The organism is Micromonospora sp. WMMD712 (assembly GCF_029581295.1).
Lineage (GTDB): Bacteria > Actinomycetota > Actinomycetes > Mycobacteriales > Micromonosporaceae > Micromonospora > Micromonospora carbonacea.
On record NZ_CP120743.1, the window covers coordinates 4,929,501 to 4,953,243 of the forward strand.

General features: G+C 73.4%; 20 protein-coding genes. 14 read left to right on the forward strand and 6 right to left on the reverse strand.

Annotation, left to right across the window (positions count from 1 at the left end; translation table 11 throughout):
- Positions 1-9: 9 nt before the first annotated feature.
- Both O7633_RS21440 and O7633_RS21445 read right to left on the reverse strand, forming a co-directional pair.
- A complete protein-coding gene (locus O7633_RS21440; protein ID WP_282323678.1) occupies positions 10-873 on the reverse strand; it encodes an SAM-dependent methyltransferase in 864 nt (287 codons plus the stop codon).
- Positions 874-940: 67 nt separating this feature from the next.
- Entirely contained in the window at positions 941-1,525 is a 585-nt protein-coding gene (locus O7633_RS21445; protein WP_282323679.1) for a DUF2867 domain-containing protein, read from the reverse strand.
- 459 nt (positions 1,526-1,984) lie between these two features.
- Here O7633_RS21445 and O7633_RS21450 point away from each other — a divergent pair, with 459 nt between their 5' ends.
- The 10 genes from O7633_RS21450 (at position 1,985) to O7633_RS21495 (ending at position 15,619) form a co-directional block, all read left to right on the forward strand.
- Positions 1,985-2,170 carry a thiocillin/thiostrepton family thiazolyl peptide gene (locus tag O7633_RS21450; protein WP_083302709.1) on the forward strand — a complete coding sequence of 62 codons (186 nt, stop codon included), beginning with the start codon at positions 1,985-1,987 and terminating at the stop codon, positions 2,168-2,170.
- 185 nt (positions 2,171-2,355) lie between these two features.
- Entirely contained in the window at positions 2,356-5,895 is a 3,540-nt protein-coding gene (locus O7633_RS21455; protein ID WP_282323680.1) for a hypothetical protein, read from the forward strand.
- The gene (locus tag O7633_RS21460; protein ID WP_282323681.1) at positions 5,892-6,890 is read left to right on the forward strand and encodes a lantibiotic dehydratase C-terminal domain-containing protein; all 999 of its coding nucleotides are present in this window, start codon (positions 5,892-5,894) and stop codon (positions 6,888-6,890) included. The genes O7633_RS21455 and O7633_RS21460 overlap by 4 nt, the downstream gene beginning before the upstream one ends.
- A gap of 2 nt (positions 6,891-6,892) precedes the next feature.
- Positions 6,893-7,993: a lantibiotic dehydratase C-terminal domain-containing protein gene (locus tag O7633_RS21465; protein ID WP_278131141.1), complete on the forward strand. Its 1,101-nt coding sequence runs from the start codon at positions 6,893-6,895 to the stop codon at positions 7,991-7,993.
- Positions 7,993-9,636 carry a hypothetical protein gene (locus O7633_RS21470; RefSeq protein ID WP_282323682.1) on the forward strand — a complete coding sequence of 548 codons (1,644 nt, stop codon included), beginning with the start codon at positions 7,993-7,995 and terminating at the stop codon, positions 9,634-9,636. Before O7633_RS21465 ends, O7633_RS21470 begins: the two co-directional genes overlap by 1 nt.
- A complete protein-coding gene (locus tag O7633_RS21475; protein ID WP_282323683.1) occupies positions 9,633-11,354 on the forward strand; it encodes a hypothetical protein in 1,722 nt (573 codons plus the stop codon). The genes O7633_RS21470 and O7633_RS21475 overlap by 4 nt, the downstream gene beginning before the upstream one ends.
- A 45-nt stretch (positions 11,355-11,399) precedes the next feature.
- Positions 11,400-13,115, forward strand: a complete 1,716-nt coding sequence (gene tsrT, locus O7633_RS21480; RefSeq protein ID WP_282323684.1) for a tryptophan 2-C-methyltransferase — start codon at positions 11,400-11,402, stop codon at positions 13,113-13,115.
- A 53-nt stretch (positions 13,116-13,168) separates the two neighbouring features.
- Entirely contained in the window at positions 13,169-13,984 is an 816-nt protein-coding gene (locus tag O7633_RS21485; RefSeq protein ID WP_282323685.1) for an SDR family oxidoreductase, read from the forward strand.
- A gap of 20 nt (positions 13,985-14,004) precedes the next feature.
- On the forward strand, positions 14,005-15,129 hold the full coding sequence (locus tag O7633_RS21490) for a histidinol-phosphate transaminase (RefSeq protein ID WP_282323686.1): 1,125 nt from the start codon (positions 14,005-14,007) through the stop codon (positions 15,127-15,129).
- Positions 15,113-15,619: a pyridoxamine 5'-phosphate oxidase family protein gene (locus O7633_RS21495; RefSeq protein WP_282323687.1), complete on the forward strand. Its 507-nt coding sequence runs from the start codon at positions 15,113-15,115 to the stop codon at positions 15,617-15,619. Before O7633_RS21490 ends, O7633_RS21495 begins: the two co-directional genes overlap by 17 nt.
- 94 nt (positions 15,620-15,713) lie before the next feature.
- On the opposite strand, the gene O7633_RS21500 is transcribed toward O7633_RS21495, so the two are convergent.
- Positions 15,714-16,199: a GNAT family N-acetyltransferase gene (locus O7633_RS21500; RefSeq protein ID WP_282323688.1), complete on the reverse strand. Its 486-nt coding sequence runs from the start codon at positions 16,197-16,199 to the stop codon at positions 15,714-15,716.
- 125 nt (positions 16,200-16,324) lie between these two features.
- Between O7633_RS21500 and O7633_RS21505 the strand changes: the two genes are divergently transcribed.
- Positions 16,325-17,593 (forward strand): serine hydrolase domain-containing protein, encoded by a 1,269-nt coding sequence (locus O7633_RS21505; RefSeq protein WP_282323689.1) that lies wholly within the window; start codon positions 16,325-16,327, stop codon positions 17,591-17,593.
- A gap of 66 nt (positions 17,594-17,659) precedes the next feature.
- On the opposite strand, the gene O7633_RS21510 is transcribed toward O7633_RS21505, so the two are convergent.
- The gene (locus O7633_RS21510; RefSeq protein ID WP_282323690.1) at positions 17,660-18,277 is read right to left on the reverse strand and encodes a pyridoxamine 5'-phosphate oxidase family protein; all 618 of its coding nucleotides are present in this window, start codon (positions 18,275-18,277) and stop codon (positions 17,660-17,662) included.
- Between the two features lie 209 nt (positions 18,278-18,486).
- On the opposite strand from O7633_RS21510, the gene O7633_RS21515 reads away from it, so the two are divergent.
- Genes O7633_RS21515 through O7633_RS21525 form a run of 3 tightly spaced genes read left to right on the forward strand, consistent with a single transcriptional unit; the run spans position 18,487 to position 20,707 of the window.
- The gene (locus O7633_RS21515; RefSeq protein WP_074475296.1) at positions 18,487-18,993 is read left to right on the forward strand and encodes a DUF2231 domain-containing protein; all 507 of its coding nucleotides are present in this window, start codon (positions 18,487-18,489) and stop codon (positions 18,991-18,993) included.
- Positions 18,990-19,559: an Hsp20/alpha crystallin family protein gene (locus tag O7633_RS21520; protein WP_282323691.1), complete on the forward strand. Its 570-nt coding sequence runs from the start codon at positions 18,990-18,992 to the stop codon at positions 19,557-19,559. The genes O7633_RS21515 and O7633_RS21520 overlap by 4 nt, the downstream gene beginning before the upstream one ends.
- Before the next feature lie 14 nt (positions 19,560-19,573).
- Positions 19,574-20,707, forward strand: a complete 1,134-nt coding sequence (locus O7633_RS21525) for a glycosyltransferase family 9 protein (protein ID WP_282323692.1) — start codon at positions 19,574-19,576, stop codon at positions 20,705-20,707.
- Between the two features lie 45 nt (positions 20,708-20,752).
- Here O7633_RS21525 and O7633_RS21530 read toward each other — a convergent pair whose 3' ends face one another.
- Both O7633_RS21530 and rfaE2 read right to left on the reverse strand, forming a co-directional pair.
- A complete protein-coding gene (locus O7633_RS21530) occupies positions 20,753-21,565 on the reverse strand; it encodes a glycosyltransferase (RefSeq protein ID WP_282328612.1) in 813 nt (270 codons plus the stop codon).
- A 122-nt stretch (positions 21,566-21,687) separates the two neighbouring features.
- The gene (gene rfaE2 / locus O7633_RS21535; protein ID WP_282323693.1) at positions 21,688-23,718 is read right to left on the reverse strand and encodes a D-glycero-beta-D-manno-heptose 1-phosphate adenylyltransferase; all 2,031 of its coding nucleotides are present in this window, start codon (positions 23,716-23,718) and stop codon (positions 21,688-21,690) included.
- Positions 23,719-23,743 lie beyond the last annotated feature (25 nt).

A 23,743-nucleotide genomic window follows, 5' to 3' on the forward strand; every position in this document is an offset into this window, starting at 1 on the left:
ACTCGGCACTCACGTTCGAACTCCCTCCGGTCGGACGTCGGAATCCCGATCTCTCAGAGTTTCCTTACGGATACGCTCCGCTGTTATCAGCCAGGTTCGGGCGGCTCCCGGCGTCGGTCTCGGCGGGGTCTTCGGAACGCGCCGTCCCGTCGCCTCCGGAAGGTCGGCCGGTTCGCGGACCTGTGGCCGAAAACCGTGCCGGGCCAACCAGGCTTCCGGATCGTCCACTCCCGACTGCCAGGGCCGGCCCTCCCGGCGCATGTCCGCCAGCCACTGCCGCATCCAGGGGGCCCGGTAGAGATCCGTGTTGACGTGTTCCAGGCCCAGGACGCTGCCCTCGGCCGACATCTGTGAAACCGTGCTGATCACGCCCTCGACCTGCTCGTTCGTGAGGTAGTAGAGGAAACCCTCGATCAGCCAGGCCGTCGGTGCGCTCGGGTCGAAGCCGGCGAGGCGCAGCCGGGAGGACCAGTCGCCGGTCACGTCCGCGGCGACGACGTGTCGACGACAGCGGGGACTGGTCAGGCCGAGGTCCGTCAGGAGCGCTTCCTTGCCGGCCTGGAGGTCGGGCAGGTCGATCTCGAACAGCCGCAGATCGGTGGGGAGATCGAGTCGATAGGCCCGGCTGTCCATTCCCGCGGCGACGATCACCGCTTGCCGCAGCCCGTTGCCGACGGCGGCGGACAGGAAGTCGTCGAAGAATCTCGTCCGCACCGCGAGTACGTCGAAACGGGGCGTCGGATTGTCGCGCAGATCGGCCAACAGGGCGGGGTCGGCGCGGGATACGAATTCGACCGCCAAGGAATCGACGAACAGTGGGTCTGGGCGGAGTGTCTCGGCGGCGCGGGCGACAGCTATCCAGTGCGCGGTCATGCTTGTCTGTTTCATCGCTCCCTCGGGCTCAGCTATTCTCCGCTCGGAAACGGCCTTCTTGGAGACGTCAATTCGCCTTCGGTCTCTGCTCGTGCTGCCCGCTCTGCTCGTGCTGCCCGTCGAGAACTCGTTGCAGGCTGCGCGTGAGTGTTTGCTCCAGAATGCGGGTCTGGTGCTTGCGGACCATCGCCCAGTAGAAGTCGCCGCCCCGATTCAAGCTGCGCAGCACGACTCCGAGAATTGCTTTCGAGTCGGTCACGATGAAGGACATCCGGTGGTGGATGAAGCGGTCGCGGTCCCCGATCAGCACCTCGTGTCCATCAACCGCGAGTACCTGGTACGGCCCGAGGCGGTTGCCCACCACCGGGCGTTCCTGGGGCTTCTTGCGGTTCATCGTGTTCGGGCTGACCCCGAAGGGCCGCAGGATGATCCGCTGGACCTTGATCCATGCATCTACCAGCGGCAACAGGGCGTCGGGGGTATCGCTGGGGCGGGTCATCGCGATCCTTGCCAGTTCCTGGGGATCGACCGCCGCGCCTGCGGGAAGCGTCACCGCCACCGCCTCGGCGTTGACATGGGGGGCCTCGTCCCGGAAGGCGGCCAGCGCTGATCCGGCCGGAATCGGAATATGATGGACGCGCATCTGCACCATTCCCCCATGAGCGTGAAATAAAGCCTGTCGACCCCTGGCCATGGGAATGGCAGGAGATGCTGAGCCGGCTTGCTCGGAACTGATGTCAGTCTCAGCGAAGGTGTCTAGATATTGGGGACCGAGGCTCCGCTGGTTGTCGTGCGAAAGCTGACACAATCGACTTGATCCCGCTGTGGAGCCTAGCATGGGATTGATGAGAGTCAAGGCGCGGCTAGGTTCTAAGTGGTGATCTACGAGCGGTTCACGAGGGTTGTCGAGACGATGTAGACACGCCCTGTGATCAGCCTGTAACATCGGTCGAGTCCTCGGGAGGTCGTAGGCGACCGGTACCCCAGTCGACGCGTGACGCCTGATGAGGCGCTATCTCACCCGCCAGGCCGACTGGCATCTCTGCAGAGTCGAGGACAGTTATCAGTCGTGGGCTTCGGATGAATCCCACATTACCGAAGGGTCAATGCCATGAGCATTTCTGTGGACCCCCAGACCGAGCTCGGTGTCGAGGAGCTGACCGGTCTGGACATCGACACGCTGGAGATCAGCGACTACCTGGACGAGTCGATGCTCGACACGCACGACCTGACCGAGACGATGATCGCCTCGGCGTCCTGCACGACCTGCATCTGCACCTGCAGCTGCTCCTCGTGACCTAGTCACTGAGGCCGAGCCCGCCCGCCGGTCCGGTCCGGCAACGGCCGTGCCGCAAGGCCGGGCCGCGGGCGGGCTCGGCGCCCACCTGAAGGGCCCTGGGTGCTGGCGCCTGTCTGATTCGAGACACCTGCGCCGTTCCCCCGTAGTGAGCCGTCGATCCGTGTTCCTGGGAGGACATCCCGATGCGACCTGTCGTGCTGGTGCACGGGCTGCTCGGCACGCCCGAAGCGCATTTCGGCGACTGTGCCCCGTGGTGGGGCCACCCTGTGGTGCCGTTCAACCTCCCCGGGCACGGACCTCGTCACGAGGCGGCCACGGACCAGACGGCCGTCGCCGTCGACGATCTCTGTGCGCTCGTCCACGCCCAGCGGGAACGACCGCTGCTCGTGGGGGTCTCCTACCTGGGAGCAGCCGTCGCGTTCCGGGCCGCCGAGAAGGCGGCCGGGGCGGTGCACGGGCTGGTGATCTCGGGCTACTCGTTCACCATGGCGCCCGACGCGCTCGAACGCTGGTTGACCGCCTTCACCCGGATGGCGCGTGAGCAGCAGCCGAGCCGGGCCTACTTCACCCAGTTGCATGGTGAGAAGTGGCCCCGGCTGATCAGCGCCACCGCTGGGGAACTGCGGCGAGGACTGCTCCGCGTGCCGGACCGGACCGACCTCGAACACCTCGACCTGCCCGTCCTGCTGGTCAACGGTGCGTTGCTGGAGGCCGAGCGGCTCGCCGTCCAGCCGGCGGCGCAGTCCGGGGCCGACGTCGCGGTCGTTGCGGGCGCAGGGCATCTCGTCCCCCGGGACTGTCCCCGTTCGTTCGTTGCCGCTGTCGAGGAGTTCAGCGCCCGGATCGATCAGGAACGCACGGTCTTCCACGAACGCCGCCGCGCGACCGTCCCGACGGCGTCCGCCCCTGCACCCGAGGCCCCGACGGCCGCCGGCGGGGTGCCGGCCGCCGCGCAGAACCGCTCCGACCGGTCGGCGACGACGCCCGACACCGCATTGCCGGCGGCGCTGCCCACGAGCGTCGAGAGATCGCCCGCGGCGCCGCCCGGGAAGGAAACCGCCCCGCCCCGAGCCGCGGCCCGGCACCTGCTCGCGAGCTACGGGGTCGCGCGGGTGTGCTCGCTGCCTGCGGCGGCGATCGCCGGGCTGTCGTCGCACCGGTTGGCGCACCGGATGGACGAGGCCGACGCGTTGGACGCCCGTTGGCGTGCCGAGTCCCGCCAGGTGGCGGAGGCCCTCACCGCGGTGGTGCCCCGCCTCACCGACCGGGAACAGCGCAGACGCACCCTCGACATCCGCCGCCTGTTGCACCGCGGCGCGGACCTCACCGAGGAACAGCTCGCCGAGCTGGCCGCACTTCCCGACGCGACCGGGGAGATCGACGGGGCGCGCCGGCTACGGGCCCTGCACGCCTGCCGAGCCGAGGTGGCCAGCGGACTCGCCGAGGAGTACGAGCAGGCGCGGCGCGCCGAGCAGGCGGTCCTCGCCGAACTCGGCGTGGATCCGGGGATCGTGATGAGCGCCCAGCTCACCGGGGCGAACGTAGCGCAGAACATCCGTCGCTTCGCCCGGGACGTCGCGGCCGGCGACGCCAACGACAAGCGGTCCCGGACCACCGAGGCGACCCTCGTCAACCTGATCTCGCGAAGCGCGCTGAAACCCTCCCCGTTCGGCCGGCTCGTGCACACCCGACCCGTGGTGTTCACCGATGCCCCGGATGCCGACGCGGCCGAGGGGACGACGACGCCCGGCCCGCTGCGGTCGGTGTGCCGGTTGCCCCGCCAACTCGTCGACTGGGTCGAGCGCACCCTGTGCCGGCACCCCGACCTGCGGCACGCGGTGGTGCTCCGCCGCGCCCCGGTCGTGGCGCGGGCCCGGGGCGGCGTGGCCCTGCTCGTCCGGGGGCGGGACGGCACCGACCAGCCGGCCAGCGCCGAGCGGATCGTCCGGGCCGACGACGACGCCCTGCTCACCGCCGTCCTCGAGCTGCCCGCCGACCAACCGATCAGCGTGCCCGAGCTGCACACGCGCTGCGCCGAGCGGTCCGGCGTCGACTCCTCCGCCCTGCGGGCCGGCGTCGAGGAACTGGTCGAGTCGGGGGTGCTGGCAGCGGATCTCGGCGTCGGCGAACAGGAGCCGGCACCGATGGACCGGCTCACCCGCCTGCTGCCGCCGGATGGTGATCCTCGGCTGCGCACGGTCGTCGGTCGGCTGTGCGACATCGAGACCGGCTTCGGCGCGATGGGCGCCGAGCAGCGGGAAGCGGCCCTCGCCGACGTACGGACCTGCGTCGCCGAGCTGGCGGAACTGTGCGACGTGCCGCTCCCGCCGATGGAGGCGGCACGGAGCCTGATCTACGAGGATCTGGTGACGACCCAGCCGCGCCGGGAGAGCCGGGCGAACTGGCAGCGCCACCTGCCTGCCCTGTCGACCCTGCACGGACTGGTCCCCCTGTTCGACGACGACGCGCACGTGCGGGCCATCGTCGCCGACGTCGTCCACCGGGCCTTCGGCCCGGGGCCGCACCGTCTGCTGACCCTGTACTCGGCCCTTTCCGCACCCAAGATGCGTGCCCTGTTGATGCAGCGGCTGCGAGAGCTGTCCGCACCCGTGCCGATGGAGCTGCGCGGGCTCCAGGACGCGATCCTGGGCCAGGCGGCGGTGCACGACGGGGCCGAGAGCACGCTCGACCGGGGGCGGCTCATGGCGGCGGTGGCGGGGCTGCCGGGCTGGGTGACCCGTTGGGAACGGGTCGGTTGGCAGGTGCAGCGGGCGCGGGAGACCGGCCAGATCCTGGTGGTCAACGACGTTTCGGTGGGGTACGCGCGGGCCATCTCCCGGTTCTGCGGGGCGTACGAGCTGGCCGATCCCGCCTCGGCGGGGTTCACCGGGCGGGTGCGTGCCGACATCGCGCGGCACGACGACCCGGACGCCCCGTTGACCGACCTGTGCGCGGTGCTCGGCATCAACTCCAACATCCATCCGCCCCTGCTCGACCGCCACCTGCGCTACCCCTGCGGCACGCCGGAGCGGTGGGGCGGTGACGCCGGCATCTCGCTGGAGGAGTGCTGGGCGGAGGTCGACGTGCCGGCTGGCCGGCTGCGCCTGCGGCACGGCCGGAGCGGCCCGGCGCTGCGGCTGGTCCCGCTGAACTTCCTGCTCAACGACCTCGCCCCCCAGTTCTACCGCTTCCTCAACTTCTTCGGCACCGGCGCGCTGGCGAACATCGCCTGGTGGGACCGGGTGGACCAGCGTCGGCCGGAGCGCAGCGGCATCCGCCGCTATCCGCGGGTACGGCTGGACGACGTGGTGCTGGCGCGGCGGGCCTGGAAGGTCCCGGTGTCCGAGTTGCCCGATCTGAACGGCCTCAGCCGGCTCGACACGCACCGGGCCGTACGCCGCTGGCGGGCCGACGTCGGGCTGCCGGAGCAGGTGTTCTGCCGCAGCATGACCGTGCCCGACCCACTCGTGCCGCGGACCAACGACGAGCAGGAGAGCTGGAGCCAGCGGCTGCAGAAGTTCCCCACCTCCGGTGAGCGCAAGCCCGCACTCGTCGACTTCGCCAGCGTGACCAGCGTGAGTTCGTGGCTGCGGACACTGCGGCGCGGCACCACCGAACTGACCTTTCAGGAGTGTCTGCCCGAGGTGGCGACCGGCCGGGCGGGCGACCCGGGCGGGCACGTCACCGAGTTCACCATCGAGACGACGTCGGAGGCAGGGTGACTACCGCACCGGTGTGGTTGTCGTGTCACGTCTTCTATCACGACGACGCGGACCGACTGTTGACCGAGTTGCTGCTGCCGATGCTCGCCGAGCTGCGGCGCCGTGGGTTGACGCAGCGCCAGTTCTACCTGCGTCACTGGGAACGGGGACCGCATGTGCGGGTCCGGACCCGGACCCTGCCCGCGCACCGGGATCAGGTGCGTGCGGAGATCGAGCGACGCGTCGCCGAGTATCTGGCGGAGCACCCCGGTGCCACGGACACCGACCAGGGCCGGCTGGCGACCGCGCTGCACCGGCTCAACGAGTTGGAGCACGGCGTGGGCACGGACGTGCTGGAGGCCGAGCCCCCCAACACGCTGCGGTGGATCGAGTACCGGCCCGAGCTGGCCAAGTACGGCGGCCCGCGGGGCGTCGCGGTCGCCGAGGACGTCTTCGACACCAGCACCCTGCTGGCCGGCGAGGTGGTCCAGCGGGTGGGCGAGGGCCGGGCCCGGCTCGGCGTGGCGATGCAGTTCCTGTTGCTGGCCACCCGCGCACTGGGGCTGACCGAGGCGCAGCGCCCGGTCTTCTTCCGCCACTACCACGAGCGGTGGCGCTCGTACGTGCCGGACCCGGCCCTGATCGGGGCCTGGGCGCACCAGTACGACGCCCAGCGCGACACCTACCGGCGCATGCTCGGCGACCTGGAGCGCGGCCGGCCTCTCGGCAGGGGCCTCGGCCGCCGGTGGGAGGACCTGATCGCGGACGCTGTCGGCCGGCTCCGCCCGCTCGTCGAACGGCGCGAGGTGTGGCCGGCCGAGGTCGAGCCCTCCGCGCCGCCCTTCGTGGCCCTGGCCGCCCTGGTCAGCCAGTACCTGCACACGACGAACAACCGCATGAACGTTCGCCCCCAGGGGGAGTGTTTCGTGGCGTATCTGGCGCACCGCGCGGCTACCGATCGCGGCGCCGATGTCCCCGAGCTGTCCGGGCTGGCGGCGGGAACAGGAGCTGAGTAACCGTGACCACAGACAAGTTCGGCGACCTGACCGTCAACGTCCCCTGGTCCAGCCAGGAGGACCTCCTCCTCGACGTCGCCGCTCCCACCCTCGACGAGTCCGTCGAGCGGGGCGAGACCGAATCCTGGTTCTACCTGCGGGAGACCAAGGAGAGCAACTCCTACCTGCGGTTGAAGTTCCGTACCCGGAGCCCCTCCGTGGAGGCGCGGCTACGGGCCCGGATCAGCGAGGCCGTGGGGGAGGCGGGCCGGGAGAACCTGTTCGAGTACCGCCCGTACAACAAGGAGCACGACTGGCTCGGCGGGCCCGCGGCGCTGCACATCGCGGAGTCGTTCTGGACCGACACCACCCCGCTGGCGGTGGCGTCGCTGCGCGAGACCCGGGGCAACCGGGCGCTGCGCATGGCCCTGGCCTTCGACATGCTGGCGTGCAGCGGCGCCTTTCTGGCGACCCGGCTGCCCGAGAGCGTGAGCCGGTTCGGCTACCGGGCCGGCTATCTGTCGTACCTGGCCACCTTCGAGGGGTACATGCTGCTGATCCGCGACCCCGAGAAGGCCCGCGAGCGGCACGTCAGGCGGTACGAACTCAACCGGGACGCCCTACGCCCGCGCCTGCGCCGGCTCATGGAGATCATGCGGGAGCCGGACGGGAACCTCGACGGCCTGCCCGAGCCCACCCTGCGGTACATGAACAGCCTGCGGTCGCACCTGCCCGCCGTCCAGAAGGGCTTCGACGAGGGCAGGTTCTATCTCTACGCGACGCCGCGCAAGGACGACTTCAGCAAGCTGACGCCGGCGCCGGACGGGCTGTACCGCCGACCTGACCTGCCGTGGCTCGCCGACGCACCCGAGCCGCCGGTGGCGGGCATCCACCGTGCCATCGCCGACAACCCGTACTACCAGGGAATGATCAGAGAGGACCGCCGGTTCCAGGCGTCCCGGGTCGCCCAGGCGTACGGCCACTGGCATCTGTTCCGGCTCGGCTTCCTCCTGTCCGATCGGTACACGCTGTGTTACCTCGTGGCGCGCAGCTTCGAGGAGGAGTTCGGGCTGGACGCGGCGGAGCTGATCCGCTCGGTCCAGCCGGGCACCGAGGTCCGGTGATGGCGACCGGTGCGGGAAAGCCGGGCGTACGGCCGTTCGACCGGGACGAGGTGGATGCCTTCGTCCATCGGCTGCGTGGCAGCTTCGACGACATCTACGGGGATTCGTGGCAGATCGACTGGCAGAACATCCCCAGCCCGTTCCGTTGGTACGAGACGGCGGAACAGATCGACCTGCCGCCCCTGCCGCGCCGGCTCGTCCGGGGCGGGGCGCAGCAGGCGATGACGGTGGCGCGGGCGGGACAGCTGACTTGGCTGGGCGCGTTTCTCCAGGCCAGCTACGGGGTGGCCGGCGTCCGCTGGTATCCGGAGGGGACCGCCAAGAGCAGCCCCGAGCAGCCTGCTCCGGTGCACCGCGACGCCCACTACCAGCTCCGTCGGGCGGTGCCGTCCGGCGGAGTCACCTATCCGGCCGAATGCTACGTCTGCACCGACGGAAGCGGAGAGCTGACCGCCGGCGTCTACCACTACAACGCGAATCGTCACGCCCTGGCCCGCCTTGCGGCCGGCCGTCCCCCGGCGGGGCTGGCACCGACCGGCGGCGGCGTCCGGATCGTCCTCACGATTCCCCTGTGGAAGAACTACTTCAAGTACGGGGACTTCTCCTACCGGCTGGCCGCACTGGACAGCGGCACGGTGGTGGGCCAGTTCGCGCTGACGGCCCGGCGGTGGGGCTGGTCCTGCGGGGTGTCGCTGGTCGGTGCCGAGCCGACCCTGCTGCGTGGCCTGGGCCTGGACCCGTCCGTCGAAGCGGCGCCGGTCGTGCTCGACGTCCGGCCCGCACCGATCGGCGGTGCGCCCGACCCGGTGGAGGGCGGCGGGCCCGCGCCGGGCACGGGCATCCGGACCGCGATGGTGCCGGACCTGCCGTGGCGCGGGGCGATGGGGATGCCGGACCACCGCTCGGGGGCTCGGCGGATGCACGCCGCCTGCCTGGCCGCGGCCGGAGAATCAATCGACCTGCCGCCGGTCCCGCTGGACGGGCTACCGGTCGACGCCCAACTGCCCGCCACGGCGAGCGCTCCCCCCACGGTCGCGGACGCCTGGGCCCGCACGGCTCTCGGCGAGCAGTACCGGGGCTCCCCGGTGAGCATCGCAGCGGTGGCGACCTGGTGCGCCGAGGTGCTCGCCCCGCTGGACGGGGCGGTCCCCACCGAATCCGCCGGCGTTCCCGCCCACCCCCGGTGCCTGCTGATCGCCCGGTCGGTCACCGGGCTGTCGGCCGGTGCGTACCTGCTGCACGGCGACGGCCGCGGGCTCACCCGCACCGCCGGGGGCGACTGGGGCGCCCTCGTGCAGCAGTGCCTGTTCGGGTCCTACATGAACTTCGCCCAGGTGCCCCTGATCGTCATCATGGTCGGCGCGGCGGACGTCCACCGCGGCCCGGGCGGTGCCCTCGCCTACCGGGCACAGCACCTGCTCGCCGGCCTGCTCGCCCAACGGCTGTCGGTGGCCGCGACCAGGGACGGGCTGTCGGCGCACCCGGTGCTCGGCTTCGTCACCGGTCCGCTGGACGACGCCCTGGGCCTGGCGGCGCGAGGGCTCACCTCCCTGCTGCTGGTCGGGATCGGGCAGTACCGGCGGGCGCTCTACCTGGAGAGCAGCACGCACCCGGTGGCCACGGGCGGCGGAGGCGACTCATGACGAACACGCTGCTGCGCCTGCGGGCGGATGCCTACTACGTATCGGTGCGCGACGGGGTGTGGGTTCGGACCACCGACGGCTCCTTCACCCTGCGCGGCTCGGCGGTGGCCCGGTGGGTGGAGCGGATCGCCCCGTTGCTGGACCGCGGGATCCCGGCCGAGCACCTGTTCGGGGCGCTCCGGCCGGAACAGGCCACGTACGTCCGCAAGCTGATCGGAGTTCTGGAGGAGCGCCAGGTGGTGCGGCGGCACCGCATCGACGAGCTGACCGAGGACTCGCCCGTGACCCGGGCGTTCGGCCAGCAGATCGAGTACCTCCGGCACGTCGTCCCGGACCCGGCGGCCGCGCTGGCCCGGGTCCGCAGCTGCCCGGTGTCCGTCGCGGGGCCGTCGGAACGCGCCTCGCTCATCGCCGCCGCCATGATCGAGACGGGCTTCGGCGACATCGTCCTGCGTGACGCCGAGCCGACCGCAGAACTGCGGGAACTCGTCGACGACCACCGGGCCGCCGGGTTGTCGGTCCGGTTGCGGGGGCCGGCCGGCCCGCCGGCCGACCGGATGCGTCTCGTGGGCCTGTTCTCCGCCGCGGAGCTCGACGCCGCGTGGCGTTTCCTCGACCGGGCCGGGGCCCCGGCGTGGGTGGGCGTCGTACGTGGGCAGGCGATGCTGCTCAAGGGCCAGGTCCCCGGCTCCGGGCTGGCCTGCGTCCGGTGCGCCTGGCGTCGGCTGGTCCATCCGGCCGTCGGACTGCCCGAGAACGCGAGCCTCGGGCACGTTCCCACCGCGGTCGGTGCGGCGGTGATCGCCCAGGAGCTCTTCCAGCAGGTGGGTGCCGGGGACCAGGCCCGCCTGGCCGAGGGGGTGGTGGTCGACCTGACCCGGCTCAGCATCTGGCGTACCGCGGTGGATCCCGACCCGTCGTGCCCGGCCGCGCCGCACGCGACCGACCCGGCCGCGCCGGTGGTGCCGGCCCGCCGGCAGCCGTTCCCTGGCGTGGTCTCCGCCGCCCGCTGCTTCGGGCCACTGATCAGCTGTTCCCCGCGAGGGCTGGACCAGGGACCCCTGGTGGCGCTGCGGCTGTGGGTCAACCCGGCCGGTCGCCCGGCCCCGGCTGCCCAGGGCGAGGAGCGCGCGGTGGTGGTCGCGTCGGCCGAGCAGGCGGCGCGCGACGAGGCGGCCCTGCTCGCGGTGGAGACGACGGTGGCGATGCCCGGACCGGCGGTGCTCGGGGTCGGCCCCACCGTCACGGCGGCGCTGGCCCGGGCGCTGTGCCGATGGGCCGCCGACCGGCTGACCGACGGGTGGTCGGAGGACATCGGCGACGGGTGGTCGGAGGACATCGGCGCCGGTGCCGACGGGCCCGCGCCCGACGTCCTCGCGCGGGGCGTCGTGCGGTGCCAGCGACATCCCAGCGGGCTGTGGCGTGCGCTGGTCGGCGACGGCGACCGCTGGACGGTCGGGACCGACCGTGACGATGCGGCCGGGCGGGCGTGGTTGTTGGCGCAGGCGTGCCGCCAGCTGCCGTCCGTCGACCCGGGCGCGCTCGTTCCGGCGGCAGGTGGCCGGCCCGCCGGGGACCGGTTCGTGCGGGACTGCGCCGAACGGCTCGGCCTGCGCTGGTGGGAGGAGACGCTCCCACCGCTGGTGACCCCGCACGTGGTCGGCGTCGCCGTGGCCCCGGACCGCGCCGTCGTCCCGCCTCCACCGGCGGGGACATGACCGGCGCGCATAGCGATCCTCGAACCAAGGATGGATGGTGTACCTGTGACTAGGGGCTTGGTCACCCTGGTGAACCCGAACAAGGTTCATCCACCGATCGCGCCGTACGCCCTGGACGTGCTCACCACCGCGCTGGAGCACTCCGGCTACACCGTCGAGGTGGTCGATCTGACCTTCCGCCGCGACGACTGGCAGGTCGTTGTCGCCGAGTACTTCTCGGTGCGGCAACCACTGCTCGTGGGAGTGACGGTGCGGAACACCGACACCACGTACGCGCTGGAGCAGCGTCCCTTCGTCGACGAGCACAGGGAGATCATCCGCGCGGTCCGGCAGCGGACGAACGCGCCGCTCGTGGCGGGCGGGATCGGCTTCTCGACCATGCCCTTCGCCCTGGTCGACTACTTCGGGGTCGACTTCGGCGTCAAGGGGCCGGGCGAGGTGATCATCTGCGACCTCGCCGATGCGCTGGCCGAGGGACGCGACCCGCGGTCGGTCGGTGGCCTGCTCGTCAACGAGGGCGGCGGACGGGTCGTGTCGGTCCCCGCCCGGCCGCCGGTCGCCGGCGCGGGTCCGCTGGCCCGGGCCGGGCACAACGAGAGCCGCCTCTGGCAGGTCAACCGCCGCGACAGCTACCACCGTCGCTCCGGAGACCCGTTGAAGGTGGACAACCTCGCCTACTACCGGCAGAGCGGGATCGGCAGCATCCTGACCAAGAACGGGTGCGTCTACCGCTGCTCGCACTGCGTCGAGCCGGATGCGAAGGGCACCCAGTTCGCCCGGCGGGGCATACCGGCGGTGGTGGACGAGATCGAGTCCCTGGTCGCTCAGGGCGTGCACGACCTGCACACCACCGACAGCGAGTTCAACCTCGCCATCGGCCACAGCAAGGCGCTGCTCAGGGAGATCGTCCGCCGCAGGAACACCGACCATTCCGGGCCCCTGCACGACCTGCGGTTGTGGATCTACTGCCAGCCGGCCCCGTTCGACGAGGAGTTCGCCGAACTGCTGGCCGCCGCGGGTTGTGCCGGAGTGAACGTCGGCGCCGACCACGTCCGCCGGGACCTCCTCGACGGCTGGAAGATCACCGCCGGTGGCTCGCAGTTCTACGCCTTCGAGGACACCGTGCGCCTGGTGGAACTCAGTCACCGCTACGGCATGCGGACCATGGTCGAGGCGCTCTTCGGTATGCCCGGCGAGACCCGCGAGACGATGCGGCGGTGCGTGGACGAGTTCATGGCGCTCGACGCCCACGTCACCGGGTTCAGCCTCGGGCTGCGGCTCTTCCCGTACACGGCGCTCGGCATCCGGATGGCCGAGCAGTGCGCGGGGGTGCGGACGGTGCCCGGGTTGCAGTCGAACAACGCCCGGGAGCCGATCGTGCTGAAGCCGCTCGCCATGTGCTCGGGCCCCGTCGAGTACGAGCGGCAGTTCATGTTCGACGACGACGGTGGCTTCCGCCTGGTCTGCTACTTCTCACCGGACCTGCCTGAAGACCCGGCCCGGGTGTCCGACCCGGCGGGGCGCTGGCGGCAGTCGGTGCAGTTCCTCTGGGACCAGATACCCGCCCGGGAGCACTACCGGGTCATGCTGCCCACCGTCGCGGGCATGAGCGAACACGACAACAACTACGCCGACAACCCGTTCCTGCTCAGCCTGTGCCGACTGGGCTACTCCGGCGCCTTCTGGTCGCACTGGCGGGAGCGTCGGTCGATCCTCCAGGAGGCCCATGACCGGGGCGTGCTCGAAGCAGCGACCGGCTGATCGGGGTGACCGAGCGCCGGGGCGGACGGACCGGAAGAGAGGAGGGCGAGCCGGTGACCGGAGACGTGAGTGGACGGTTGGCGGTGGTGAGCGGGGCCGGGCGCGGAATCGGGCGGCACCTGGCGCTCGGTCTGGCCGGCGCCGGCATGGACGTGGCGCTGCTCGGCCGGCGGCCGGCGGGGCTGGCGGACACCGCGCGGGAGTGTGCCCGGTTCGGAGTGCGGACCCGCACGTGCCCGGTCGACGTCCGGCAGCCCGCCGCCGTCCGGGCGGTGGTCGACGAGGTGGCGGACCGGCTGGGCGGGATCGACCTCGTCGTCAACAACGCCGGTATCGCCGACCACGACGAGAAGCCGCCATGGGAGGTCGATCCGGACCGCTGGTGGGAGGTGCTGGAGACGAACCTGCGGGGTTCGTTCAACCTCTGCCGGGCGGTGCTGCCGGCGATGATCGAGGCCGGCGCCGGCCGGATCGTCAACATCAACTCGAACGTGGCCACGAAGCGGGACATCCGGTACTCGGCGTACGGTACCTCCAAGGCGGCCCTGCTCGCGCTCTCGGACACCCTCGCCGGGCCGCTCCGCCCCCACGGGGTGTCGATCTTCGACATCAGCCCGGGCATGGTCCTCACCGACATGTCCGCACGGATGACGGCCTGCCTGGAGCGCAACCAGTGGGTGAGCGTCGACCTCGTCGTCGGCGCCGTCATCGCGGTGGCCCGTGGCGAACTCGACCCGCTCAGCGGCAGGTACCTGCACGTCGGGGTCGACGACCTGGCCGAGCTCGCGGCCCGCGCCCGCGCCGGCCTCCCGGACGGCGTCCGGACGCTGCGCCTCGTTCCCCACGGCGTCGACGACCCGTTGGCCTGACACTCACCTGGAGGTTCGGCATGCCCATCCGCCTTCGGCCCGACCTGTCGGCCCTGCCGCCCTACGCGCCCGGCACGATGCCGCCCGTCGCGATCAACCTCGCCGGCAACGAGGTCCGGGCCGAGCTGCCCGACAGCGTCCTCAAGGCGATCGGCGACGCGGCGACGCGCAGCGGACGGTATCCCGACCCGACGGCGTCAGCCCTGGTGGCCCGGCTGGCCGAGCGGCTCGACGTCGCCACGCGGAACGTCGTGGTCGGCTGCGGCTCGGTGACGCTCTGCCACCAGGCGGTGCAGGCCACCTGCGCGGCCGGCGAGGAGGTGCTGTTCCCCTGGGTGTCGTTCGAGGCGTATCCGGTGATCGCCCGCATCGTCGGGGCCACCCCGCGACCGGTGCCGCTGGCCGAGGACTGGTCGCCCGACCTGCCGGCGCTGCTGGCCGCCATCGGGCCGGCGACCCGGGTCGTCTTCCTGTGCGCCCCCAACAACCCGACCGGCGCGCAACCGGGGGCCGACGCCCTGCGGGACTTCCTGGCCGCGGTTCCGCCCTCGGTGCTGGTGATCATCGATGAGGCGTACCGGGAGTTCGCCGTCGGACCCGACGTTCCCGACGGGGTGGCGCTGGCCCGGGAACTGTGGCGTCAGGGGCGGGACAACGTGGCGGTCCTGCGCACCTTCTCCAAGGCGCACGGCCTGGCCGGCCTGCGGCTCGGCTACCTGGTCGGTGCCGAGACGGTCACGGAGGCCCTCGGCAGGGTCCAGGTGCCGTTCGGGACGAGCACCGTGGCCCAGGCCGCCGCGCTCGCCTCGCTCGACGCGGAGGACGAGGTCGTCGAACGGTGCCGGACGATCGTCCGCGAGCGGGACCGCGTGCGCCGGCTGCTCGTCGACGCCGGGTACCAGGTGCCGCCGAGCCACGGCAACTTCCTGTGGCTGCCGATCGGCGCCCGGTCCGCCCGTTTCGCCGCCCACTGCCGCGACCACGGCATCGCCGTACGGGCCTTCGGGGCAGACGGGGTACGGATGACCATCGGCACCACGGCGGAGAACGACGCCTTCGTCGCCGCCGCGCGGACCTACGGGGAGCAGCCGGTCGGCACGGCCGGCCGGACGAGCAGGAGGGACCAGCATGGAGACGTCGGCTGACTGGACGGAGGTCGAGCGGCGGTTCGCCGCCGCCACCAGCTACTGGGTGTGTACGGTGCGGGCGGACCTGCGACCGCACTCCGTGCCCGTCTGGGGGGTGTGGTGGCGGGGCACCCTGGCGTTCTCCTCGGTGGGCGCCAGTGTCAAGGTGCGCAACCTCCGGCACAACGACCGGGTGTCGGTGCACCTGGAGAGCGCGAGCAGCGTGGTGATCCTGGACGGCCACGCCACCGAGGTCACCGACCGGGAGGCCCTGGTCGAGCTCGGCGAGTGCTTCACGACGAAGTACCACGCGCTCGGCGGCGGAGCGTACGACCTCGTCGCCGCCCACGGCATGGGGATGACGGTCTGGGCCGTGCGGCCGACGGCCGCGCGCAGTTGGGAGGCCGGCGGCGCCTTCGCCTCGTCGCGCTGGACGTTCGCCGACGACGGCTCGGTGGCGCTGTCTCGCTCGTCGTTGGCGGCGGACGCCGATGCCGTCCCCGGGTAGACCCGCGCACGACAAGCGGTTCGGCGACTGGCCGCGCACCGGGTCGGGCATCTCCCGGGAGTCGTTCGACGACCCCGACGGCTGGCGGGAGTAGTCAGAACGCGCAGTACATGACGTGCAGGCCGACCCGGCCCAGGGCCGGGTGCGCGAACGCGCCGGGCACGGTGCCGACCACCTCGAAGCCGAGCCGGCGGTAGATCCCGACCGCCGCGCGGTTGCTCTCGGCCACCGCGTTGAACTGCATCCCGGCGTAGCCGCGCCCGCGCGCCCAGTCCAGCGCGTGCCGGCACAGGGCCGTGCCGACCCCGCGCCCCCGCGCGTCGGCCGTCACCATGAAGCTCGCGGTGGCCACGTGCGATCCCGGCCCCGGCCGGTTGGCGCCCATCTTGGCCGTGCCGAGCACCCGGTCGCCGTCGACCGCCACGACGGTCCGCCCGGGCGGGCGTTCCACCCAGACGTCGTACGCCTGTTCCCCCGTCATCGCCGGGTCGTAGGTGAAGGTGTCCCCGGCCCGGACGACCCCGGCGACGATCTCCCACACGCGGGGCCAGTCGGTGTCGGTGAACTCCCGGATCAGCACGCCGCGACGCTACCGGAAGCGGGGCTGGTGGTGCTGGCACCACCATGGGCGGTGGTGTGCCCTGGACGACGGTCGGGCAGTGGGCGGCAATGACCCGGCCCGGAAAGGTCGACATGCTCGAATGCATGACGACGACGCGGAGAACCACCCCCAAGCAGTCCCGCCTGGTGCGCGCCACCGCGATCCTGGCGACCGCCGCAGCCGTGCTGGCCGCCCCCGGGGTCGCCACGGCCGGGGCCGACGGGCGCCCGGTGGCGTCCACCGCCGCCCGGCCGGGCGGCGACGCCGTGCTGGAGGACGTCGCCCGCCGGATGCTGGCGGTCGGCCCGCCCGGGTACGCGGCCCGGATCGGCGACGGCCACCGGGTGACCCGGACGGCCGCCGGCCTCGCCGACATCGCCACCGGGCGACGCATGTCCGCCCGCGACCAGTTCGAGGCGGGCAGCAACACGAAGACGTTCACGGCGGTGCTCGCCCTGCAACTGGTGGACCGTGGGCAGCTCAAGCTGGACGCGCCGGTCTCCCGGTATCTGCCGGGCGTCGTGCCGAACGGCCGGAACGTCACCGTCCGGATGCTGCTCAACCACACCAGCGGCCTGTTCAGCTACACCGGCGACGAGGCTTTCATGGCCGGCCTGGCGAGCGACCCGCAGCGGGTGTGGACCCCACGGGAGCTGCTCGCCGTGGCGTTCGCGCACGAGCCGAACTTCGCCCCGGGCGCGGGCTGGTCCTACTCCAACACCAACTACACGCTGCTCGGGATGATCATCGAGAAGCTGACCGGCAAGGGCCTACCGGAGCTGGTGCGGCAGCGCATCGCCGCGCCGCTGGGCCTGCGGCACACCTACTTCGCCGACCCGCGCGCGGTCCGCACCGGCCCCGGCTACGCCCACGGCTACGGGGTGAAGCTCGCCGGCCCGCAGCCCGTCTACGTCGACACGGCCACCTGGCCGATCGGCGGCTGGGGCGGCGCCGCCGGGGCCGTCATCTCCACCACCGACGACCTCGCCCGGTTCTTCTCCGCCGTGCTGCGGGGCGAGCTGTTCTCGGCCGCGCAGCTCAGGCAGATGACGACCACGGTCGAACTGCCGGCGGACTTCCCCATGAAGGGCGGCTACGGACTCGGGCTGATCAGGCTCGACTCGGCGTGCGGCACGGTGTGGGGCCACGGCGGCGACACCCTCGGCCACCACAGCATCGCCCTGGCGACCGCCGACGGCCGGCGCACCGTGGTCAGCGTCGCCAACGCCGAGCCGTTCGACGCCGAGCCCAACGCCGGCTGGGACCGCTACTACACCGTGGCCATGGCCGCCACCGACGCGTCCGTCTGCGCCATGCTCGGCAAGCCGGTGCCGGCCTCCGTGCTCAAGGACCTGCACAGCGTGGCCGGGTAACCCGGTCGGGTCGGGGCGGTGGCGGCATCCGGAAACGGGGATGCCGCCACCTTCCCGTCGCTCGCGTCAGCCGTAGATCTTGCGCTCGTAGGCCGGGCCGTAGTAGGCCTCCAGGTCGGCCAGGCTCTCCGTCGGGACCTCGAGCTCCTTGGCCAGCCGGGCCCGCGACGGCAGCGCGTCGGGCTGCCAGGTCTCCGGCCGCCACAGCTCCGAGCGGAGGAACGCCTTCCCGCAGTGGAAGAAGATCTGCTCGATCTCCACGACGATCGCCAGGACGGGCCGGTGGCCCCGGACCACCATGTCGTCGAAGAACGGGGCGTCGCGCACCAGGCGGGCCCGGCCGTTGATCCGCAGCGTGTCCGTCCGGCCGGGGATCAGGAAGATCAACCCGACGTGCGGGTTGTCCACGATGTTGTGGTAGCCGTCCGCCCGCCGGTTGCCCGGGCGCTCCGGGATCGCGATCGTCGTGTCGTCCAGCACCAGGGCGAAGCCGGGCGGGTCGCCCTTCGGCGAGACGTCGCAGGCCCCGTCCGCGCCGGCCGTGGCGACCAGGCAGAACGGCGAGGCCGCCAGCCACTGCCGGTCCCGCTCGTGCAGGGCCCGCCGCTCCTTGGTCACCGCCCGGGGCAGCGGCGCGCCCAGCAGCTCGCGCAGTTCCTCGTGCGAGGTGATCTCCACCGTCACGTCAGCCTCCCCGTAACCGTTGATCCCGGTGGCGGTCCCGGCGGCGCTGCCCGGCCGTCGGGTCGAGCCTAGCGAGCGCCGCGAGCGCGGGGTTTGTCACCGGCCGTCCCGGGTACGGCCCCACGCAGCGCCGCCGAGCCCACCAGGAGCCCAGCCCGGAACAGCAGCCCAGCCCGCAACCGTGCACGGACCGACCAACGGAGGCCGCGATGGAGAGCCGACTCAAGGTGCTCGGGCACCCCGTGCACCCGATGCTGATCACGTTTCCGGTCGGTCTGCTGGTCACCGCCGTGATCTTCGACGTCGTCGACACCGTCGGCGGCCCGGCCTTCCTCGGCGAGGTGGCGTACTGGAACATCACCGTCGGCCTGATCGGCGGCCTGCTGGCCGCGGCGGCCGGCGCGTTCGACCTGCTGGCCATCCCCACCGGCACCCGCGCCAAGCGGGTGGGCCTCACCCACGCCGCCGCCAACCTCGCGGTGATCCTCCTCTTCGCCGCCGTCTGGGTCGTCCGGCTCAACGCCGAGTCGCGGGCCGCCGGCGGCGCGCTGATCGCCATCGAGGTCGTCGCGCTGGCCATCCTCGGCGCGAGCGCCTGGCTCGGCGGCGAGCTGGTCGACCGGCTCGGCGTCGGCGTCGACACCGACGCCGGCCTCGACGCGCCCAGCTCGCTGCGGCCCCAGGCCGCCGGCCAGCGGATCGGAGACGTGCGATGAGCCAGCAGCCCGACGGCCGTGGCCGGCGCGGCCGGCAGCAGAGCTGGGACCCGATGGGGGAGCTCCAGTCGCTGCGCGCCGAGCTGAGCCGCCTCGTCGGCGGCGGCCGGTCCGGCCCGCCCGAGGTGGAGCTGGGCGAGACCGCCGACGGCTGGGAGGTCGTCGTCCGGCTGCCCGGCGTGGCCCCCGAGGAGGTGGCCGTCGAGCTGGACGACCGGGAGCTGTGCGTCCGGGCCCGGTCGGAGGCCGAGGTCAACGCCGACCAGGGCATCCCCGGCGGCTTCGAGACCCGGGGCTTCGAGTACCGCGTCGGCCTCCCGGCCCGGGTCGACCCCGACCGCATCGACGCCGTGATGGACCACGGGCTGCTGCGGGTCCGGCTGCCCCGGGCCGCCCGGCCCACCCCGCGCACCATCACCGTCGGCCGCACCGGCTACCGGGGGGCGGACCGGGAGGGGAGCACCGGCGGTCACGTCGGCACGGGCGCACCCGCCCCCGTCGACCCGGCCGCCGACCGGGAGCTGCACCATCCGGACGTGGCCGTCGACGAGATCGACCGGCCGTAGCGGGTCGGGCAGGGATGGGCACCCCGTCGACGTCCGGCCCGCTGGGCGGCGCCGCCGCACCGGCCGCGCCCGGCGGGCGCGTCCCCGGTGTCGCGCGGATCGCCGTGCTGCGCGCCAACGCGCTCGGCGACTTCATCTTCATCCTGCCCGCGCTGGAGGCGCTGCGCGCCGCGTACCCGGAGGCGGAGATCGTGCTGCTCGGCGCGCCGTGGCACGCGCAGCTCTGGCGCGACCGGCCCGGCCCGGTGGACCGGGTCCTGGTGGTCCCGCCCGCGCCCGGCATCCGCGAGCCCGTCGCGGGCGAGCCGCAGACGTCGATGGACGACTTCCTGGCCGCCGCCCGCGCCGAACGCTTCGACCTGGCGCTGCAACTGCACGGCGGCGGGGGCAACTCCAACCCGATCGTCGGCGCGCTCGGCGCGCGGGTCACCGCCGGGCTGCGCGCCGAGGACGCCCCGCCGCTGGACCGGTGGATCCGCTACGTCTACTACCAGCACGAGGTGCTGCGCTACCTGGAGGTGGTCGGCCTGGTCGGCGCGCCGCCCGCCGGGATCGTCCCCACGCTGGCGGTCACCGCCGCCGACCGGGCCGAGGCCGACGGGGTGCTCGGCCCGCCGGGGCGGCCCCGGGTGGCCCTGCACCCGGGGGCCACCGACACGCGGCGGCGCTGGCCGGCCGAACGGTTCGCCGAGGTCGCCCGCACCCTGGCCGGCGACGGCTACGAGGTGCTGGTCACCGGCACCCCCGCCGAACGGGACGTGGTGGACCGGGTGGTCGCGGCGGCCGGCGTGCCGGTGCGTCCGCTCGTCGGCGCGCTCGGCCTCGGCGGGCTCGCCGCCTGCTACGCCGGCTGCGCGCTGGTGGTCTCCAACGACACCGGCCCGCTGCACCTGGCCGCCGCCGTCGGCACCCCCACGGTGGGGGTCTACTGGATCGGCAACCTGATCAACGGGGGGCACCTGCTGCGCGGCCGGCACCGCCCGATCGCCTCCTGGACGGTGCGCTGCCCGGTCTGCGGCGTCGACTGCACCCCCGGGATCTACCCGCACCGCCCCGGCGACGGCGAGTGCCCGCACCGGGACTCGTTCGTCGCCGACGTGCCGGCGATCGAGGTGCTGGAGGCGGCCCACGACCTGCTGGCCGGGTAAGGAAGGGCCCCCTGTTAACGCATCCGGTCGAGAAGGGTCCCCTTCTCACACCCGCTCGGGGGATTCGGCGAGCACGACCTCCCACGCCTCGACGTCGCGCTCGGTGACCGTGGTCGGCGACTCCAGGTGGTAGGCGCCGCTGGGCAGGACGCCCGCGCCGCCGTGGCGCTCCAGCACCGCGAGCTGGGCGGCCACGTCCTCGCCCTGATGGTTGGGCTGCACCCGCCGCCAGAAGTCGAAGCCGCCCGAGTCGACCAGCGCCGCCCGGTCGTACAGCACGCACCCGCCGACCCAGGAGACCTTGTACGCCCGCCACGCCCCCGCCGGCAGGCGCAGCCCCGCGGTGACGTGCAGCAGGTTCGCCGCCGAGTGGATCGACGCCCGCTGCCACTGTGGCGTGCCGGGGCGGACCCGCTCCGGCACCGGCCGGCCCGCCCACTCCTCGTAGTGCCGGTGGGTCTGCGGCCGGACGTCGTCGACGTACGACAGCCCGTGCACCGCGTTGCCGACGAAGCCGCAGCCCAGCTCGCCGATCGCGGTGACCAGCCGGCGCAGGGTCCCCGGCTCCAGCCAGACGTCGTCGTCGAGGCAGAGCACGTAGCGGGCGACGGAGGCGGCCAGCAGGTACGCCCGGTGCTCTGCCAGCCCCCGCCGCGGCAGCCGCCGGGTCAGCAGCACCGGGTGCCCCCGGTGGCGCAGCGCCCGCACCATCGTCGCGGCGGCCGGGTGGGCGTACGCGGGGTCCCCGTCGGACTGGTCGCTGACCACCACGCCGAACCCGGCGACGCCCTCCTGGGCGGCCAGCCCGGCGAGGGTGACCGCCAGCTCGGCGGGCCGGTTGCGGGTCGGGATCAGCACGTCGAGCTGCCGCCCGCGGCGGAACCCGTCGGCCGTGCCGGGGTCGAGCGGTCGGTCGACGCGACCCGAGGCGGGGGCACGCGGTCGGTCGACGCCACCCGTGCCGGCGTCGGACGGTCGGTTCACGCCGGCCGGCCCGGCGTCGACGCCCGGGAACCGCGCGCGTCCACCTGCTCCGGCTCGACCGGCACGGCCGCGTGGCGGCGCGCGTCCACCTGCTCCGGCTCGACCGGCACGGCCGCGTGGCGGCGCGCGTCCACCTGCTCCGGCTCGACCGGCGCCGCCGGGTGGCCGTGCGCCCGGATGCGGTCGATGATCGCGGAGGTGGACCGGTCGGGCACGTAGCCGAGGGTGCGGACCTGTCCGCCGAGCCGGCGCACCAGCGGGGCCTCCGGCACCATCTCCGGCGGGTAGTCGCCGCCCTTGACGTACACGTCCGGGCGGACGACCTCGATCAGGCCCGCCGGGGAGTCCTCCTCGAAGATCACCACATGGTCCACGCAGGCCAGGGCGGCGAGCAGGGCGACCCGGTCCTCCACCGGGTTGACCGGCCGGTCCGGGCCCTTCAACCGGCGTACGCTGCCGTCGGAGTTGACCGCCACCACCAGCAGGTCCCCGAGGGCCCGCGCCTGCTCCAGGTAGCGCACGTGCCCCGGGTGCAGCACGTCGAAGCAGCCGTTGGTGAAGACCACCGCCCGGCCCGCGCCGCGCTGGGTCTCCACGATGGCCGCCAGCTCGTCCGGGGCCACCAGCACGGGGTGCCCGGCGTCGTCGCCGCGCGCGCCGAGCGCGTGCAGCAGGTCCTCCCGTCGGCACACGCAGGTGCCGGTGTCCGACACGGTGATGGTGGCGGCGAGCTGGGCGAGCTGCGCGGCGGTCGGCAGGGGCGCGGCGGCGGCCAGGGCCAGCGTCATCGCGGCCAGGTAGGCGTCCCCCGCGCCGACGGCGTGGCTCGCCGGGACCGGGGTGCTGTGGCTGCGCCGGGCGGCGCCGTCCGCGCCGCCGACCACCGCGCCCTCGGTGTCCAGGGTCACCGCGACCACGTCCGCCCCGGTGTGTGCGCGCAGCTCGGCGAGGCGGGCCTCGGCCAGCACGGCCCGGTCCACCCCCTCGCCGGCCAGCGCGCTCACGGTCACGCCGGTCCCGGTGACGCTGAGCCCGTCGCCGGTCATCGCCACCCGGTCCTCGCCGGGCGTCGGCTCGCCGGTCCCGCCGGTGGGCGGGCCGAGCGGCGCCCCGGCCGGCGGCGGCGCGGCCCCCGGCACTCCGGCCCCCGGCACTCCGGCCCCCGGCGCTCCGGCCCCCGGCACTCCGGCCCCTCGCACTCCGGCCCCCGGCATCCCGGCCGGCGCGGAGACCGCCGGGGAACCCGCCGCGCCCGGCGCGGTGCCCACGCTCAGCTCCGAGGGCCCGTCCGTCGGGTCGGCCGCCGGGTGGTCCAGGTGCAGGTGCGAGTCGGTACGCGAGGCGGCGCGGGCGAGCAGCCGGGTCGCCTCCGCGAAGCTCGGGGTGACCACGGTCGGCGCGAGCCCCCGCCAGTCGGCCAGGTCGTGCGCGTCGAGGGCGATCGTGGCGTACCGGTCACGGGCGGCGACCAGCCAGGCGCGGACGGGCGCGGGCAGCGCGCCCAGCCCGTAGTCGCAGACGACCAGGGTGGGCGTCTCGCCACCGGCGGCGGCCCGCAGCTCCTCGGTGGCGCATTCCAGGGCGGTCAGCAGCCGCTGCACCCCGTCGGTGTCGAGCGCGTCGTCGGGGTCGCCGGAGTCCTCGCGCAGCAGGATCTGGTTGCCCGCGAGCATCCGCCGCTTCACCGGGGTGTGCCGGCCGGGCTGGGCGACCGTCCGGTCCCAGACCCCGGCCCGGTCGAGGCAGTCGTGCAGCTCGTCCCCGGCGACGTCCGCGCCGACCGGGGCGACCAGCACCGCCCGTCCGCCGAGGGCGGCCACGTTGACGGCGGTGTTCGCCGCCCCGCCGGCCGCCGAGATGCGCCGGCGCAGGGTGAGGACGGGGGCCGGGGCCTCCCGGCAGAGCCGGTCGGACTCGGCGAACCGCCACTCGTCGAGCATGGCGTCGCCGATCACCAGCACGGGGCGGCCCAGCCAGCTCTCCACGACGGTGGCGAGCCGGCGCTCTTCCGCTGCTGCTCCTGCCATGTCACCCCGGGTCCCCCCGACCCGT

Bases quoted from the DNA above. Each gene is read 5' to 3' on its own strand.
- O7633_RS21470 (WP_282323682.1), top strand. From the start codon at position 7,993: ATGGCGACCGGTGCGGGAAAGCCGGGCGTACGGCCGTTCGACCGGGAC.
- O7633_RS21450 (WP_083302709.1), top strand. From the start codon at position 1,985: ATGAGCATTTCTGTGGACCCCCAGACCGAGCTCGGTGTCGAGGAGCTG.
- O7633_RS21505 (WP_282323689.1), top strand. From the start codon at position 16,325: ATGACGACGACGCGGAGAACCACCCCCAAGCAGTCCCGCCTGGTGCGC.
- O7633_RS21440 (WP_282323678.1), bottom strand. From the start codon at position 873: ATGACCGCGCACTGGATAGCTGTCGCCCGCGCCGCCGAGACACTCCGC.
- O7633_RS21495 (WP_282323687.1), top strand. From the start codon at position 15,113: ATGGAGACGTCGGCTGACTGGACGGAGGTCGAGCGGCGGTTCGCCGCC.
- O7633_RS21475 (WP_282323683.1), top strand. From the start codon at position 9,633: ATGACGAACACGCTGCTGCGCCTGCGGGCGGATGCCTACTACGTATCG.
- O7633_RS21520 (WP_282323691.1), top strand. From the start codon at position 18,990: ATGAGCCAGCAGCCCGACGGCCGTGGCCGGCGCGGCCGGCAGCAGAGC.
- O7633_RS21455 (WP_282323680.1), top strand. From the start codon at position 2,356: ATGCGACCTGTCGTGCTGGTGCACGGGCTGCTCGGCACGCCCGAAGCG.
- O7633_RS21515 (WP_074475296.1), top strand. From the start codon at position 18,487: ATGGAGAGCCGACTCAAGGTGCTCGGGCACCCCGTGCACCCGATGCTG.
- O7633_RS21445 (WP_282323679.1), bottom strand. From the start codon at position 1,525: ATGGTGCAGATGCGCGTCCATCATATTCCGATTCCGGCCGGATCAGCG.
- O7633_RS21525 (WP_282323692.1), top strand. From the start codon at position 19,574: ATGGGCACCCCGTCGACGTCCGGCCCGCTGGGCGGCGCCGCCGCACCG.
- rfaE2 (WP_282323693.1), bottom strand. From the start codon at position 23,718: ATGGCAGGAGCAGCAGCGGAAGAGCGCCGGCTCGCCACCGTCGTGGAG.
- O7633_RS21490 (WP_282323686.1), top strand. From the start codon at position 14,005: ATGCCCATCCGCCTTCGGCCCGACCTGTCGGCCCTGCCGCCCTACGCG.